Origin of the sequence: Microcoleus asticus IPMA8 (assembly GCF_013179805.1) — a bacterium.
In the GTDB taxonomy this organism is placed as follows: Bacteria; Cyanobacteriota; Cyanobacteriia; order Cyanobacteriales; family Microcoleaceae; genus Microcoleus; species Microcoleus asticus.
Genome location: NZ_SRRZ01000157.1, coordinates 1 through 15,421, shown reverse-complemented (window position 1 = coordinate 15,421; position 15,421 = coordinate 1). Strand labels below are relative to the sequence as shown.

General features: G+C 46.2%; 8 protein-coding genes and 3 pseudogenes. 4 read left to right on the top strand and 7 right to left on the bottom strand.

Going from position 1 to position 15,421, the window contains the following annotated elements:
• Positions 1 to 37: 37 nt before the first annotated feature.
• Positions 38 to 322, bottom strand: a complete 285-nt coding sequence (locus E5S67_RS32795) for a hypothetical protein (protein ID WP_216670767.1) — start codon at positions 320 to 322, stop codon at positions 38 to 40.
• 1,118 nt (positions 323 to 1,440) lie between these two features.
• The gene (locus E5S67_RS28180) at positions 1,441 to 3,057 is read right to left on the bottom strand and encodes a histidine kinase dimerization/phospho-acceptor domain-containing protein (RefSeq protein ID WP_172192230.1); all 1,617 of its coding nucleotides are present in this window, start codon (positions 3,055 to 3,057) and stop codon (positions 1,441 to 1,443) included.
• A 268-nt stretch (positions 3,058 to 3,325) separates the two neighbouring features.
• Between E5S67_RS28180 and E5S67_RS28175 the strand changes: the two genes are divergently transcribed.
• Positions 3,326 to 4,732 (top strand): TldD/PmbA family protein, encoded by a 1,407-nt coding sequence (locus tag E5S67_RS28175; RefSeq protein WP_172192234.1) that lies wholly within the window; start codon positions 3,326 to 3,328, stop codon positions 4,730 to 4,732.
• 312 nt (positions 4,733 to 5,044) lie between these two features.
• Here E5S67_RS28175 and patX read toward each other — a convergent pair whose 3' ends face one another.
• The gene (gene patX, locus E5S67_RS28170; RefSeq protein ID WP_172192228.1) at positions 5,045 to 5,248 is read right to left on the bottom strand and encodes a heterocyst-inhibiting protein PatX; all 204 of its coding nucleotides are present in this window, start codon (positions 5,246 to 5,248) and stop codon (positions 5,045 to 5,047) included.
• 690 nt (positions 5,249 to 5,938) lie between these two features.
• On the bottom strand, positions 5,939 to 6,676 hold the full coding sequence (gene coaE, locus E5S67_RS28165; RefSeq protein WP_172192226.1) for a dephospho-CoA kinase: 738 nt from the start codon (positions 6,674 to 6,676) through the stop codon (positions 5,939 to 5,941).
• 205 nt (positions 6,677 to 6,881) lie between these two features.
• On the opposite strand from coaE, the gene E5S67_RS28160 reads away from it, so the two are divergent.
• Positions 6,882 to 12,014 (top strand): CHAT domain-containing protein, encoded by a 5,133-nt coding sequence (locus E5S67_RS28160; protein WP_172192224.1) that lies wholly within the window; start codon positions 6,882 to 6,884, stop codon positions 12,012 to 12,014.
• Between the two features lie 191 nt (positions 12,015 to 12,205).
• Here E5S67_RS28160 and E5S67_RS28155 read toward each other — a convergent pair.
• Positions 12,206 to 12,825, bottom strand: a pseudogene (locus tag E5S67_RS28155) (transposase); the annotation flags it as partial.
• 205 nt (positions 12,826 to 13,030) lie between these two features.
• Here E5S67_RS28155 and E5S67_RS28150 point away from each other — a divergent pair.
• Both E5S67_RS28150 and E5S67_RS28145 read left to right on the top strand, forming a co-directional pair.
• A complete protein-coding gene (locus tag E5S67_RS28150; RefSeq protein ID WP_172192222.1) occupies positions 13,031 to 13,528 on the top strand; it encodes a helix-turn-helix domain-containing protein in 498 nt (165 codons plus the stop codon).
• A 50-nt stretch (positions 13,529 to 13,578) separates the two neighbouring features.
• A complete protein-coding gene (locus E5S67_RS28145) occupies positions 13,579 to 14,100 on the top strand; it encodes an IS630 family transposase (RefSeq protein WP_172192220.1) in 522 nt (173 codons plus the stop codon).
• 61 nt (positions 14,101 to 14,161) lie between these two features.
• Here E5S67_RS28145 and E5S67_RS28140 read toward each other — a convergent pair.
• Together E5S67_RS28140 and E5S67_RS28135 are read right to left on the bottom strand one after the other, a co-directional pair.
• A pseudogene (locus E5S67_RS28140) lies at positions 14,162 to 14,296 on the bottom strand (transposase); the annotation flags it as partial.
• A 73-nt stretch (positions 14,297 to 14,369) separates the two neighbouring features.
• Positions 14,370 to 15,333, bottom strand: a pseudogene (locus tag E5S67_RS28135) (IS4 family transposase); the annotation flags it as partial.
• Positions 15,334 to 15,421: the final 88 nt, after the last annotated feature.

Sequence of the window (15,421 nt, the reverse complement as noted above, 5' to 3'; positions counted from 1 at the left end):
ATGGCTTTTTTCCTAAAAAGTCAGAATTCATACCAACTTAGTCAGGATTGGTAAAGTTCAATGTATTTACAACTGATTTAGGATTGCTATAGATAAATTTGACGATCTCTGGGGTATTGCTATAATCCTGATAGGAAGCAACAGTGCAAGGAACATCAATCTGGCTTAAAAAGGAGATCATAGGATCGCCTTCATTAAGAATGATATAGTCAATTGCGAATTTACTCTTATCGATACATTTGGCGACCAATTCAAAGGGAACCCAACGAATATGATGCGTGAAGATATAGGTAATTTTAATTCTATGCTCGGCTCTGGTCATAACTGTGGAACTGGTAGTCTTTGTATAGGGGATTAGGTATATTGGGATTCTCTAGCGAACTCTGGCGGAAATAGGATCGATATTTAGCAAAAGTCTTCCTCTTGCAATCTAAGGAAGCCCTTCAGTCACGGGACAATGTAGTTATACTGAATTTTACCAGAAGATGCACAATGTGAAGTTAAATTTCCTTTGAAATCGACATTGTTGTTTAAAAGAAATATCTTTTCGGCATTTTGGAAAATAGTAAAAGAATATCTGCCGGGTTTTCAGGTAGCATAATTGAAGGGTTCAATGAGGATTTGGGATCAACTCCCTCTCTTGAGGTAAAGATGAGATCGATACAATCTTTGTGCTGCTCCGAATCAAGAGCTTAGAGATGTGTAGATTCCCTACTGTACTTTCCCCTAAACAACCAATTCAGGCTTAAATGGACCACACTTGGCGCATGATTATTGCTACGCAGCGCATCCAACAAGTCCATTGTGCTGTCTGCTCGTTTTTTGAACTGGCTGTGCCACTCACCTCGGAACTTTTGGAATTCAGTCTCTGTTAGAATTATTAGCATAATTAATTTTGGGATGATGACCTGTATCGTTATTGAAACCGTCATTATCCCTTCTTACTTCGCGTTCATCCTTTTTTATTTTCATTCTTGTCCAAAGTCCAATAACTATCAGTGTACGTTTTTGAGAGACAGATTTTGAGATAAGTTTTGCAACAGTTTTTGGTGGCGTTAAGCCTTTTTCTGGTTGGAGGTGGTGTTGCAAAAACAGTCGTTTTTGCGGCAGTTTGTTTGCGAAAAATTATATCGAGCCGGTACGATGTTTGATTTGTGAAGGGTGGATGAGGCAATTATTAAGTAAACTCAGCGAGATTTTAATTGATTAATGCGATCGTGCTGTATGGACTGGTTTTACCAACAATATTTAAGGCTCACAAACAATCTCTAAAAACCGCCTCCACCCAACCAAAAACCCAGATTAACATGAGGTTCTATCCCCTTTAAAAAATATCTATTCGGATTTGTCGTTGGGGTGGGGCGGGTTTATTATATTGTTCATTTCTGACATAGATGATTGGTTAAACCCGACCCAACAGATTTTGCCAATAATTAATAACTATTGCAGCGGCAAAAATACCGTCATCACCTCACCCTTTTCAGGCCGCTGGCGAATTACCAACTTCCCGCCAGCAGCCCGAAATAAATTCTTAGTCACGCTCAAATTTAAACTCAAACTTCCCGTCTCCGGCTGCACCATCAACAAAGGCCCGATCGATCGCAAAGGAGCATTCGCCTTAGCCGCAAAAGTCGATGCGCCATTACCTTCAGGTAGGTGTTCCGATTCCAACTGCAACTTTAACTGATCGCCCGCCAATGTCACCTCCACCTGAATGCGACTCCCCGATGGCAAAGTTCGAGTAAAATTCTCAATTAAATTAGTTAAAACCTGATCCAACATCGTCGGATCACTGACTACCGCAGGCAACTTTTTCGGAACAATAACTTCCAAACTGTGGTTGCGCACAGCCGCCTGTTTTTGCCAGCGGGGAATGCTATTTTGCAGCACTTCACCGAGGGACATTGCTGTTAGCTGCACGCCAGAATTTTGGGCTTGCGACATTTCCAATTCCACGGCGCGGAAAATTAAACCGAAGCGATCGATCTGAGCGGTACACTCAGCATCAATCATTTCCAAACGCTTGACCACCACCGGCTCAAGTTTGGGACGTTTCAGCAATAATCGAGTCAGCGTGCGAATAGTAGCCAAAGGAGTGCGGACTTCGTGGGCGATCGCCTGTAGCAATTCCACCTCTTTACTAGCCAGAGGAATTGGAGATTTGCAGTTGATATCTGTAGCCGATAACTTTTGACGCCTCGGACTCAAACCATCATCAATTCTTTCATCCTTTACCCGGCCTGCTTCCTCTTTCCCAACAGGCAAATTATGCAACAGCAAGCGGCTGAACTGCATCACTGTTTGATAATTTGGAGCCATCGGCAAAAACTGCTCGAACAGCGCGTCTAATTTAGTAGAATTATTAGTTACTTGGCTAACTGGTAAATTGAAGCTGCCGTCAGAATTGGCAAGCAAACTGTCGCTTTCAGTCACCCTGCGCCGCAAAACTTCCCAAGCTTTGGCGACTACTTGCGGGTCGAAAGAAAATAGAAAAGCCGGAATTCCCGCAGAATTTTCACCCAAAACCATCACCAGGCTAAAACTAGCAGTTAAAACCAAACAAAACTGCTCGTGCGCCAAAGGATCGCCGATCGCCAAAGCCAAAGCTGGGGCCGCCGCAGGCACAGATATTTGCTCATCAGCCGCCGGCAGTAGAGCTAAAGTTTGTCTAGCACGAAAAGACCACAAAGCAGCATCGTTGTCGGGAATACTGGTAAAAATCCAATTGGCAAAGCCGTTGGCCCTCTCAGGGTCAGTCAAAACCGAAGACGGGCCCGACAACACCAATCCCTGACAGGAATTGGGGATTGTCGACCGACAATTTGCTCGATCGGCATCTGTTTTTTGTCCGGGTTTTTGCCGGTCGAGCATTTGATTCAAAGCTGCGATCGCCCCGTACCATTCCTGTTCAGCTTTCAGCCGAGAAGCCCCACGGCTGGCAGGACACCGATGGCGGTTGTTTTCTCCCGCCAACTTAGCATCAAAGAGACTGAGGTCATTTTCTTGGCCTTCGGAGGCTAAAATTTCGCTTATTGTCGGTAAAAAGTAAGTATTCACAGTTATAAACCCACCTTCGGAGGCATGAAGGGTGAAGTATTTATGTATAGGAAAGTTCAGGAGTTAAGACTCAAGCACCAGCGCGATCGAAAAATCCCGCATAGTTTCTTGCGCCTTCCTCCTAACCCACAGGATATCCACATTTGTCAACTAACGACATTGGCAGAACCGTACCAATAAGTCGCAATCTCCGCGCTTGGGGCGATATTTTGCACGATCGCCCTGACAAAAGTGCAAAATGAAGTCAGTTAAACACCGTGCTTTCCTTATGCCCACCTCGATCGCCGACTCGAAAAATCTGCTGTCAGACTTAATGGCACGCTACCGCAACCAAGTGGATTATCTGGCAATTCGACTCGAAGAAGCCGAAGGCACCGACATCCTGCTGCGAGGCGAAAAAATTGAAACCCTCAGCGAAGGAGTCTCAATTGGCGGCCAAGTCCGAGCTTGTCACAAAGGCGGCTGGGGCTTTGCCAGTTTTAACCGACTTTCCACCCTCGCCGAAAGAATCGAAGAAGCCATCGCCGCGGCTAAACTGATTGGCGAAGAAGAAACGATTCTGGCATCAGTTACCCCAGTACAAGATATTTGCTTGCTGCCGCTGACAGGAACAGACCCCCGTCTGGTTCCCCTAATTGACAAAAAGCAATTGTGCGATCGCTACGCGGCGATTCTGCGCAGCATTGACCCCCGTATCGCAACCATCTCGGTGCGCTACGGCGACAGCACCCAGCGCATCATCCTCGCCACCTCCGAAGGCACCATGCTCGAACAAGGTTGGGCAGACATGGAAATGCGGTTTGCTGCCACGGCCCGCAGCGGGGAAACCGTACAAACAGGCCGCGAAACCACCGGTTCGCGCAAAGCTTACGAAGACTTAACCGATCTCGATGTTCAAGTTCGCAGCGCCGCTCAGCGCGCCGTAGATTCCCTAGCCTTACCCCCCGTCCAAGGCAACACCTACACCGTCGTCATCGACCCAATTTTGACCGGATTATTCGTCCACGAAGCCTTTGGGCACCTTTCCGAAGCCGACATGGCCTACGAAAATCCCGACATTTTGGAAATTATGACCCTCGGCCGCCAGTTCGGCCCAGAAAACTTGCAAATTTTCGACGGTGCAGCGCCAGAGGGACACCGGGGCAGCTATTTCTACGACGACGAAGGCACTCCCGCGACTACTACTCAGTTAATTAAAGACGGCGCTTTAGTCGGGCGGCTGCACTCGCGGGAAACTGCGGGGAAATTGGGAGAAACGCCTACTGGCAATGCTCGCTGTTTGAATTATCATTATCCGCCGATCGTCCGCATGACGAATACTTGGATCGAGCGGGGTGATACACCGGTTGCTGACTTATTTTCTGGTATCAAAGAAGGAGTTTATGCGCGCAATTGGCAAGGCGGCATGACTAACGGCGAAATGTTTACTTTCAGTGCCGGCGAAGCTTGGATGATCCGCGACGGAAAACTCGACAATCCGGTGCGGGATGTTACTCTTTCGGGTAATGTTTTCAGCACTTTAGCCGATATTGAGGCGATCGGCGACGATTTCTACTGGGATGAATCCGGCGGCTGCGGCAAGGCAGGACAAAGCGGTTTGCCGGTAGGCTGCGGCGGCCCGAGTTTGCGGATTCGCGATGTCGTTGTTGGTGGCGAAGCTGCGGAAGAAGATTAAAGTTTCAAAAGTTTAAAAAAATAAAGGTAAAGCGCAAGATTCCTACTCGCGCTTTACCTTTATTTTTTGAGTGCAACATTTCGCGCCTGTTTGTGGCATCTGATATCTTGAGTACGCTTGGCCAAAAAACCGGAACAGCCAAAAATTATGTTTTGAGTCGTCAAATACCGCTAAAAAATAGGTTTTTTGGTACGCAGTACCTAAGTTTTGAATTAATGGATGGAAATCTTCAATTTTTCTCTTCTTATCCCAATTTTCGATTCTCCCCGTAATTACCTAATTCCCAACAGACAATTATCGCTTTTTTCGCCTTTATCTCCCGCTTCCTCGTTCGGGCGGCGTATCTTTATCGTTATCTGCGTAAAAAGTCTGAGTGTCGGCTAGAGCGGTTAAAATGTCTGGAGCAGAGTTGTCTTGAGTAAAAAAGGTCGATCCAGTTTCTAAGCTTTGAGCGCTAACTGCGGTGCTGCTGAGTAACAGGCTTGACATCAGGATGGAAGAGTAAACGCCGATCATAATAAATTTTGGTATTTGTATTTTCCCCTTCTTGATACGCAGTCTGTACTCTGCTATCAGGATAAAAAAAATTAATGGCAGCGAAACCATCAATTAGTAATTGACGGCGCCTGCACTTTTTTTATTTTTCGTTGAAAGCAGGTGAAAGCCCTTATCTAGCTCGCTTGTTCGCTCGCAAGTTCGAGCTGTCTGCTACTTGCGGCCAACCAGCAAAATTTAATACCATCTAAAAAAAAAGAATGCCACTCTCGGCAGGTGATCCAAAACCTGGTAGTTATAAATCATTCCCTATTTTAAAATCTAAAATCTCAAATGGTATAAACCCTGGAAGCCTCTTGAAACACTCTGCAAATAAGGAAACGAAAACCGCAAACTATAAATTTTTAATAGTCTTCAGCTTAATTTCATAATTTATTGATATGCAGATTACAGAGGTGCGTCATCAGCACCCTACATATAAATATTTTGGTGCACGATATTCCTGAAAGAAAGCAAAATCTAATCCTTCAGATTAACTTCATAAATGGTTGTTATGGTATTTTCAAATGAATTGTGAACCTTTTTTCTTTTTCTGTCTCTCTTGCTTTGTCTCAAGATGGCTGGCGCGCCGCTTTGAAGGACGAGTCGAAAGCGGTTCTGAAAAAAAAAGCCCGTTCACAAAATTGTGGAGTCAATCTTACATCTCAAATCTCAAATCTCACATCGACTGACTTGCGCATCTACCTGTAAGAACACCGAGTCGAGGGTTGACGAGTTGTCCAAAATAACATCAGCTTGTTGACACTTTTGAGCTAGCGGTAACTGGGCGTTAATGCGGGCATTAGCTCGATCGTAACTCAAGCCGTCTCGCTGCATTAGTCGTTCTAACTGCACTCCCGGCGAACAGTACACCACCCAAATTTCGGTACACAAGTCAGTCATGTTAGCTTCAAACAGCAGCGGCACTACCAAAACCAAAGTCAACGTGTCAGTCGGGGCGCAGAAACCGGAGTTTTTTTCAACAATACTTCGTTCTAGCTTTTGATCGCGGTGAACAAACCCGGTTTCTTGAGTTTTTGTACTTAAGTGATGTGTGCCTTGCGATACTGGAGTCAATGCAGCAAAGCAGCTTTGGGTTTCCTCAACAAATCGGCGGCGGACATAAGGGTGAATCTGTTGTTCCAACCACTCCCGCTCGGCTGCGTTACAAAAAATAATATTTCCCAACTCGGGCCGATTTAAATTGCCGTCGGGGAGCAAAATAAGGGCGCCGTATCGCTCTACAATAGAGTCCAGTATTGGCGAACCTGGGTTCACAGCTTCGCGGGCGTAAATATCGGCATCTAAAATCGGAAATCCCCAGGCATCTCTCAGATAATTAGATATAGCGGTTTTACCGGTGGCGATGCCCCCAGTTAAACCGATCAGACGCACAATTCCATCGCTCATAATTTTCGCTGTTTAAATTTCCTGGGCTTCGACACTTACTGTTTGTCTTTGCTATGTTGGTGACACAATCAAATTTAGACTGAAAATTTAAGATTTGCGATCGAGAACTAGCGTTAGGAAGTGTCAGCATTGGGGTGCGATCGACTCTTTTTTACCTAAAATCTCAATTTTAAACTCGAATCAAGGTCTAGACCGAGGCAAACTTATGAATGCTCAACGTGCTGTGCGGTCGATTCTGGCAGCAATTCCCATTGCCGGATTTTGGATATTAGATTTTTCCCCCAACCTGCTGTTCTTAAAAGAAAACAGCAGCGGATGTGTATTCGTGGCAATTTATCCCCAATCTCAAATTGCTGCTGCACAATCTATTACTCCAGCCCCAGACGGCACCGGAACCGCTGTCACCGCCCCAGGTACAGGGTCGCCCCCTCGCTACGACATTCAAGGCGGCACTCCCTCCAGAGACGGAGCAAATCTATTCCACAGTTTTACTCGGTTCGGTCTGAATTCAGGCGAAACTGCCAATTTCATCTCCAACCCAACCATAAAAAATATTCTCGGCCGCGTTGTCGGCGGGGACGCTTCCTTAATTAACGGTCTAATTCAAGTTAGCGGCGGCAATTCTAACTTGTTGCTGATGAATCCCGCAGGCATCATCTTCGGAGCAAATGCCCGACTTGATGTGTCCGGGTCTTTTTTTGCTACCACCGCTAGCGGTATCGGTTTTGACGACCGTTGGTTCAACAGTACAGGGGCGAATGACTACGCAGCGCTAGTCGGAACGCCGAATGCTTTTGTTTTTGGCTCACAGCCGGGGAGTATTGTCAATGCCGGTAACTTGGCTGTCGGAACCGGGCAAAATTTGACTTTGCTGGGCGGTACGGTCATCAGTACGGGCAAACTTTCAGCCCCGGGCGGTCAAATTACTGTGGCGGCTGTCCCGGGCGAAAATCTGGTGCGGTTCAGTCAAAACGGACTGTTGCTGAGTTTAGAAGTTTCTCCGGCTGCGGGAGTGTCGGGTTCGGAAGCTCTTCCCTTCTCTCCCCAGAGTTTACCTCGGCTGCTCTCTGGCCCCGGCGTGGCTAACGCTACGGGTATAACTACCAACGCTCAAGGTGAAGTCGTGCTCACAGGCGGCCCAACAGTGCCTGCAGGTGCTGGAACTGCGCTGGTAGCGGGTGATGCGGACGTGTCTGCCAGGGGGGGCGCGGGAGGAAGTGTCAACGTGTTGGGCGACAAGGTAGGGCTGTTGGGAGCGAAGATTGAGGCTTCGGGACCCGACGGCGGCGGAACTGTGCGGATTGGGGGAGATTACCGAGGCGAGGGAACTGTGCCGAATGCAACAATGACTTACGTGGATGGCAAAAGTTCGATCGCCGCCAACGCAACTCAATCAGGCAACGGCGGCAGAGTTTTTGTCTGGGCTGACAACACGACAGCATTTTTAGGCAGCATCAGCGCGAATGGCGTTTCTGCAACGGGAACCGCAGGTGTTGGCGGGTTTGTGGAAGTTTCGGGCAAGCAAAGATTGATTTTTAACGGTACTGTCGATACTTCCGGGACAAACGGTTTGGGGACTTTGCTGTTAGATCCAGAGAATATTTTAATTACAGATTCCCCAGAAGGTACCGGCGATGCGGCAATAATTGCCAACAATAATATTTTGTCAACAGGAACTCCATCACCACAGCCAAACAATTCTGAGCCTTCGCTAAGAATTTCGGCTAGAGCTTTGGAAAGTATGTCGGCGACGACAAATGTGGTTCTCGAAGCGCTCAACGATATTACAATTGCTGATTTGGCGGACAATCAGTTGAGCTTTCAAGCAACTACTGGTTCGGTGACATTGAGAGCAGATGCCGATCGCAGTGGGGCGGGTGTTTTTTCGATGAATGCGGTCGATACAATTAGCACTCAAGGCGGTGCGATCGCCATTTCGGGAAATAAAATTACTGCGGGCAATTTGTCAAGCAACGGCGGAAATATTAGTTTGATTAGTCAGGGATCGACCGTTGCCAACAATATTTCTTCATCGAATCCTAGCACCGGCAGTAGCGGGAATATTTTGCTCGAAGGTCTGAACGTAACGGTCCAAAAAATTGATGCCAGCGGCCCGGAAGCGACGGGAAATGTAACATTGACAGCTCAGAATATTCTGGGAGTGAGCTTCGTCGCAGGGGGTTCGGGAAACATTACTTTGACTGGTAATGAAATTAATTTTAAAGGCGACAAAAATTCAGTCAGCGGCACTGGCTTTTTGGTAATGCAACCTTGGAACCCAGGTCAAAATATTGCGATCGGCGGTTCAGGAGATGTCGGCACTAATATGTATTTGAATCTGACGGCAAGCGACCTCGGAAGTTTGCAAAATGGGTTTGCTGGAATTACGATCGGCCGCAGCAACGGTATCGGTTCGATTCTGATTGCCAACGATTTCACATTTTATGACTCGCTAATTATTCAATCGCCGGCGGGTTTGGGAACAATCACTACCACAAATTCCTTGACAGGGACCGACAATGCCTCAATTACTCTCAAAGCTGACGGCAATATCAGAACCGGAAATATCACTACCAACAATCAGGAAATTCGCATCGCCAGCACAGCGGGCAATGTCACAACCGGTCAGCTACGTACTGGAACTGCCCCCACCATCAACACTTCTGTCAATTCTGCCAAAGTGCCACGCTCGGAGGCGGGAGATGTTAGCGTTACCGCAGAGGGAACGGTGACTGCAGGGGCGATCGACACGAGGGGCGATCGCGCGGGGAATGTTACGCTGACGGGACGCAATGGAGTCACTGCAGGTGCGATCCAAGCTGGCGGCTCGAAAACACCGGGAAATATTACTTTAACCGGCAACGATATTGACTTGACGGGTGGCAACAATTCGATCGCCAGCAACGGCAATTTGGTGCTGCAACCGGCCGATCCCAGTCAAAATATTATAATTGAAGGTTCTGGCGATACCGAAGCTCTGAACTTGACTGCTGGGGAATTGAACTCGCTGCGGAATGGGTTTGCTTCGATCGCGATCGGGCGCGCTGACGGTAGCGGTGCGATCTCGATTGCTTCTGGAACGCCAGATTCAACACCAGTGACGGTGACATTTCAAGACCCGACGACGATTCAATCGCCCAACGGCACTGGCGCGATCGTGGGAACGGGTGCGATCGTCGGAACTGATAACGCCACGATCTCTCTGATGGGCGGTACTGTAGCCGTCGGAGACGTTACCTCGACTGCGGGGATTAACATCACTAGCACTCAAGGCAACTTGACTGCTGGTACGCTTTCATCTCGATCGGCTTCCGCGGCGGGCGATATCAACATCGACAGCGCCGCTGCGGTAGAAACCGGCAACATCGATGCTTTCGGTTCCAGAAGCGGGGGAGATATTTCGATTGCGGCGCCGGGGCGGATCGTTACAGGCGTGATCAATTCCAGTTCGCAGTCGGGAAGTGCCGGTTCGAGCAAGATTACCGGGCAGAAAGATGTTGAAGTTGTTTCGATCAAAGCTCGCGGCAATACGGGCGGCGATGTGGAAATCGATGCGGGGGGAGCGTTTCGGGCTGCGGGAACGGGAACGGCTGCCGAGCGCGCCGAGGTCAGCATTTCTACAGACGGGCTGGCTCGGTCGGGTTCGCTGACGCTCTCTCAAAGCGCTTGCCCGTCGAGAACTTGCACGGTGGCGACTGTTGGGACGGGAAACTCGAAGTCGAACACTGCCACCTCCTCAACTACTATCGGGCCGCTGGCGATCGTGTCGAGTCCGGCACCAACTACCAGCGTGGCACTAAAAACTACAGACAATTCTCAACAAATTGTGAGTGAGGTGAGTCTCCCCTCCGCAGCGTCTGCGCCAAAGAGCAGTAACACAAATGTCTCGCCAGAACCTGCTGCTGCCTCTGTTGAGGCGGGGTCGAACGAGACTGCGGCAGGCTCGGTATTGCTGTCGCAGTCGGTGTTAACAGACAATCAGGGTGCGCCGGCGGCGACAGAAAACGGCAGCGGGGGGGCAACTGCACAGAAGCCGGCAAGTGGGGCGAGTGCAGGAAGTATCGGGAATGTCAGGGTTCCTGAGATTTCTAGATCGAGTTCGATCGGGCAAATAAATCCGATCGACGCAGTGCAGCAAAGGGATAGAACTCAGGGTCGGGAATTTGAACGTTACTTTGGGGGCAATCTCGGTCAAAAGTCGGTCACGCAGCAAAGTATTCGAGATACTCTCAGCAGCGTCAATCGCTTGACGGGAGTTAAACCCGCCATCCTTTACGTGTGGGCGAAAGAGAAACATTTAGAACTTGTGTTGTTATTGCCAGACGGCAAAAGTGTTTTTAAAAGCGTGCCTGCAAGCCGCGAGACAGTGCTGCAAGTTGCTAAAGAATTCACTAATGCTATCAGAACTCCCAGGAGATTGAATGCTGCTGATTACAAGGAACCTGCCGAGGAACTTTACCAGTGGTTAATTGCACCGCTGCAACCGGAATTAGATGCTAACAAGATTGACACTTTGGTGTTTTCGATGGATGCCGGTTTGCGGACTTTGCCTTTAGCTGCTCTTTACGACGGCAAGCAGTTTTTGGTAGAAAAGTACAGTTTGGGGCTGATTCCAAGTTTGAGTTTAACTGATACTCGCTATGCAGATGTTAAGAGTTCTGAAGTTTTGGCGATGGGTGCGTCGAATTTTCCTGCCAAATACGATCAAAATCCTTTGCCGGCAGTGCCGCTGGAAATATCGACAATTGTGGGCAAGATTTGGCCCGGTTCGTCTTTTCTCAATGAAGCTTTTACTTTGGCAAATTTGAAGGATAAGCGCAATCAATCGCAATACAAAATTATTCATTTAGCTACTCACGGCGATTTTCAGCCAGGGGGGGCAGAAAATTCTTACATTCAGTTTTGGGATACTAAGTTGCGGTTGAATCAGTTGGATCAGTTGAAGTTATCTAACCCGCAGGTTGAGTTGTTGGTTTTGAGTGCGTGTACTACGGCAGTGGGAGACGAACAAGCTGAGTTGGGGTTTGCGGGGTTGGCGGTGCACGCGGGGGTAAAATCGGCTTTGGCGAGTTTGTGGTATGTCAGCGATGTCGGTACTTTGGGCCTGATGACTGAGTTTTACCAGCAGTTGCGCACGGCGCCGATTAAGGCTGAGGCTTTGCGGCAAGCGCAGTTGGCGATGCTGCGGGGTGAAGTGCGGTTGCAAGATGGTTATTTGAGGCGATCGGGCAACAATCAAGCTCTGCCTTTACCGTCGGAGTTGACCGCCAGGGGCGATCGAAATTTGTCGCATCCTTATTATTGGGCTGCTTTTACTATGATCGGTTCGCCGTGGTAATTGTGAAGGAAGAGGGCATGGGGTGCGATCGTCCAAACTCACTAATGACTAATTTCTATAGCCTTTCTCAGATAAATGAGGTATGATTTAACCGACAAGAACTAACTGAACAATAGAGAACCCAAAAAAGTCATGCAGCTCTAATTAGGGCTTGCTGAATAAGTAAAGGAAGCTCAAAAATAACTCTAGCGCTAATTCCAACAAGTCGCTAAATTAAGTTTTTGTTGTCGTTCAGATACCCGAATATAAATTTTGGTAATCTCCGCAGGGGAGAAAGTTGTTATTGATGAAATTTGACACAAAAAAACCACAATAACATTTTCAATCCCGCCACAAGGTTCATGACTAAAAAAGCGATTGAAATAGCTGTTTGGGAAATATTATCAAGTTTTGCCATCACCAGATCGAGATTAAATCTGCGTTTCGCTTGTCCGAACTTTCCCTCAATGGCATTCCGAACTCTCTCATCAGATGCGGGTTGCTTCTTTTTTTCTTTACTCACATACGCTGGCGGTCTTCCCAAAGGAGAACCGCTCATCCTAATTCATCTTTCTTTACACCATGATCGGTTATCTCGGCTGCGGTAAATCTGGTCAACATGAACCGATTCTGGATAATGCCCTGTGAATTATTTAAAAGCTTCTACTTGAGCTTTTAAGTCTCCTGATTCATTGAAGTTATCCCAACTAATTCGATATAAAAATACATAACCTTCAAAGCTGCTGGCTGATAATTTTGCTCCCAACTCTGTCGTTTTTCCTGCTTTCCCCCTGACTATGGGACGGATATGAGGTTGGGACAAACTTTCGATTTCTGAGTGGTCTTCTTCGGAGTGAGGGGCAGTGGCTTCTCGGATTTTTTTTAGCATTTTTTGATTCACTTTATTGACCAGATTGACACTTATTCTTTGTCAATAATGAACTAAGAGGGATGCATTTAATACCAATTTCATAAAGTAGTGCTACAATTAGTAAAGGTCATTTTTGTAAGTTAGTACCCAAACAGAAGGAGGAAAAATGTCAGGAGTGGTCAAAATTGAAATTCGGGAAACAGAAGAAGAACTAAAAGTTCTTTTGAGGAGAGAAAAAGACGCTCACCGCCACGAAAAACTGCAAGTTCTGTATTGGCTCAAAACCCAAACGGTAGACAGCGTATTGTCTGCTGCTGTGCGGTTAGGAAAACATCGTACCACAATACAAAGATGGTTGTCTAGTTATCGCTCGGGGGGAATAGAAGAATTGTTATTGCAGAAACCTCGTTCGGGAAGACCAAGAATAATGAATCCTGAAACTGTAGAGAGATTATCAAAGGAATTACAAGAACCCGAAGGATTCAGTAGCTACAAAGAAGTACACCAATGGCTGACAAGTTGCTGTGAAGTAAAAGCGGCATATCGCACAGTACACCAGTGGGCAAGATATCGGCTCAAAGGAAAATTAAAAGTCCCGCGTCCGGTGAGTGAGAAACAGAAAACCGGGGTAGTAGAAGAATTTAAAAAAAACTCTCATCTCTAATTAATGGCAGTCTGAGTCAGAGTGAGAGTTTTTTAAAGCAGTGGGAAAAAGTGCGATATTGGAGTGAAGATGAAAGTCGGATGGGGCTGCATACAATACAGAGAAGGAAGCTCACAGGTCGCGGCATAAAACCGCACGTCCAAGTGCTATGGGATTTTATTTATTTGTGGCTATACGGTGCAGTAGAACCACTAACAGGAGAGAGCTTTTTTTACGAGTTTACGCATCTAGATACCGTGTGCTTTGAGAAATTCTTAGAGCTGTTTGCCAGTAAGTATCCTCTTGATTTACATATAATTCAAGTAGATAATGGAGGGTTTCATAACTCTTTAAATTTAAGCATACCAGAAAATGTAATTTTACTGTTTCAGCCCGCCTACAGTCCGGAAGTAAATCCAATAGAAAGACTGTGGGGGTATGTAAAAGAACAATTAAAATGGTTAAGATTTGAACACATAGAGGAGTTGAGAGCAGCGGTGCAAAAAGAGTTAAACAAGTTGACGAATGAACTCATTGCTTCTTTGACGGGATGGCAATTCATTTTAGAGGCTCTATCTGTAGCAGAAATTTAGGAAATTGGTATAATGGGATTTCATTGCTGTAGGATGATAGACCGATAAAGTATTGCAGCTATGGGTTATCTCTGATTTGTTCTACGGTTTCGCGATCGCTCGTACCTAATTTCTCTTTAATGATTAATGCCCCCAGTGCCATCCTAAATGACTTGGCAGGCGGCCCCATAGAGCTGGTAAAGTTTTGAGCATATTCCATTACTCACAAGTTAAGCTAAAAACACAGTTGTCAATGAGTAATTTTACTCATTTTTTACCTGTTGACCCAATTAAAATATGACTCCATTTGTTCCTTTATTATTGAAAAAAAATTGTTCGGGACTTCTTTGAGTTCCAGGGAAAGGAGAAATAATTAGCCTGACATAAGGTTTTCATGCCTAGCTTAACAATCCCTAAATCTTGATTTTCGTCGCCGGCAAAATACTTAACTAGGTCAGAAGCTATTCCTTTTTGATAGGCAACCGAAAAATGATACATCCCCCGATAAATCATTTCTAATGAAACCCGTTCAATTGGTACTCCTAGTTCATCTGCCACCGCATCTCCTAAATCTACTAAAACCGCATAAAATAGCCAAGTAGCCCAGATTGGAAGCTTGATTCCGTTTAATGAACCTGTCCATAAATAGCTGAGATTTAATAATCTTTTTACTGTACAAAATGCGTCTTCAATTCGCCAGCGTCTTTGATATAAATCTGCTACTACATAAGGGGGCAATATTTCAGGTTCTCGGACACTTGTCAGATAAGAACGCCAGGAAGTCTTGGAGCGAATCTGTACTAATCTTATAGTCAAAGCTGGTGTCTGTTTTGTGCCTGCACCTATTTTAATTATCTGGTCTTTGACATCATACGTATTGGTTAATACCCGCTCGATTTGATAAGATGCACCTTTCTTGATTCGAGTGATAAATCCAATTTCTTGAGAAATGAGTTTTGACCAAAAAGCGAAATGATAGAAGCCTCGATCCAATAATAGTAAAGTTTTAGGCTTAACTGTTTTTAGTAAATCTTCCTCCCAATTAGTATCTGCTTGTTTCGGATTTTCCCCAAACCAAATTTCTTCGGGAAGATGAGTTACTAGGTCTATAATTACTCCCATTTTTCCGGCTAATTGACCAATTGGCACATCTGATAAACTTTGTAGCTTCTTAAATAATGCTTCTAATGTTGAGCCATCAGCTATCCAGATATTATCAAAGCTTTTTAAGGCAAATTGTACGCTATCTGGTATAGCAATCCTAAATGATTTTCTATATCTAGAGCAATCCTAAATGATTTTCTTTGTGTAAGTATATTGACGTATTTTGGGGAAATCAAAT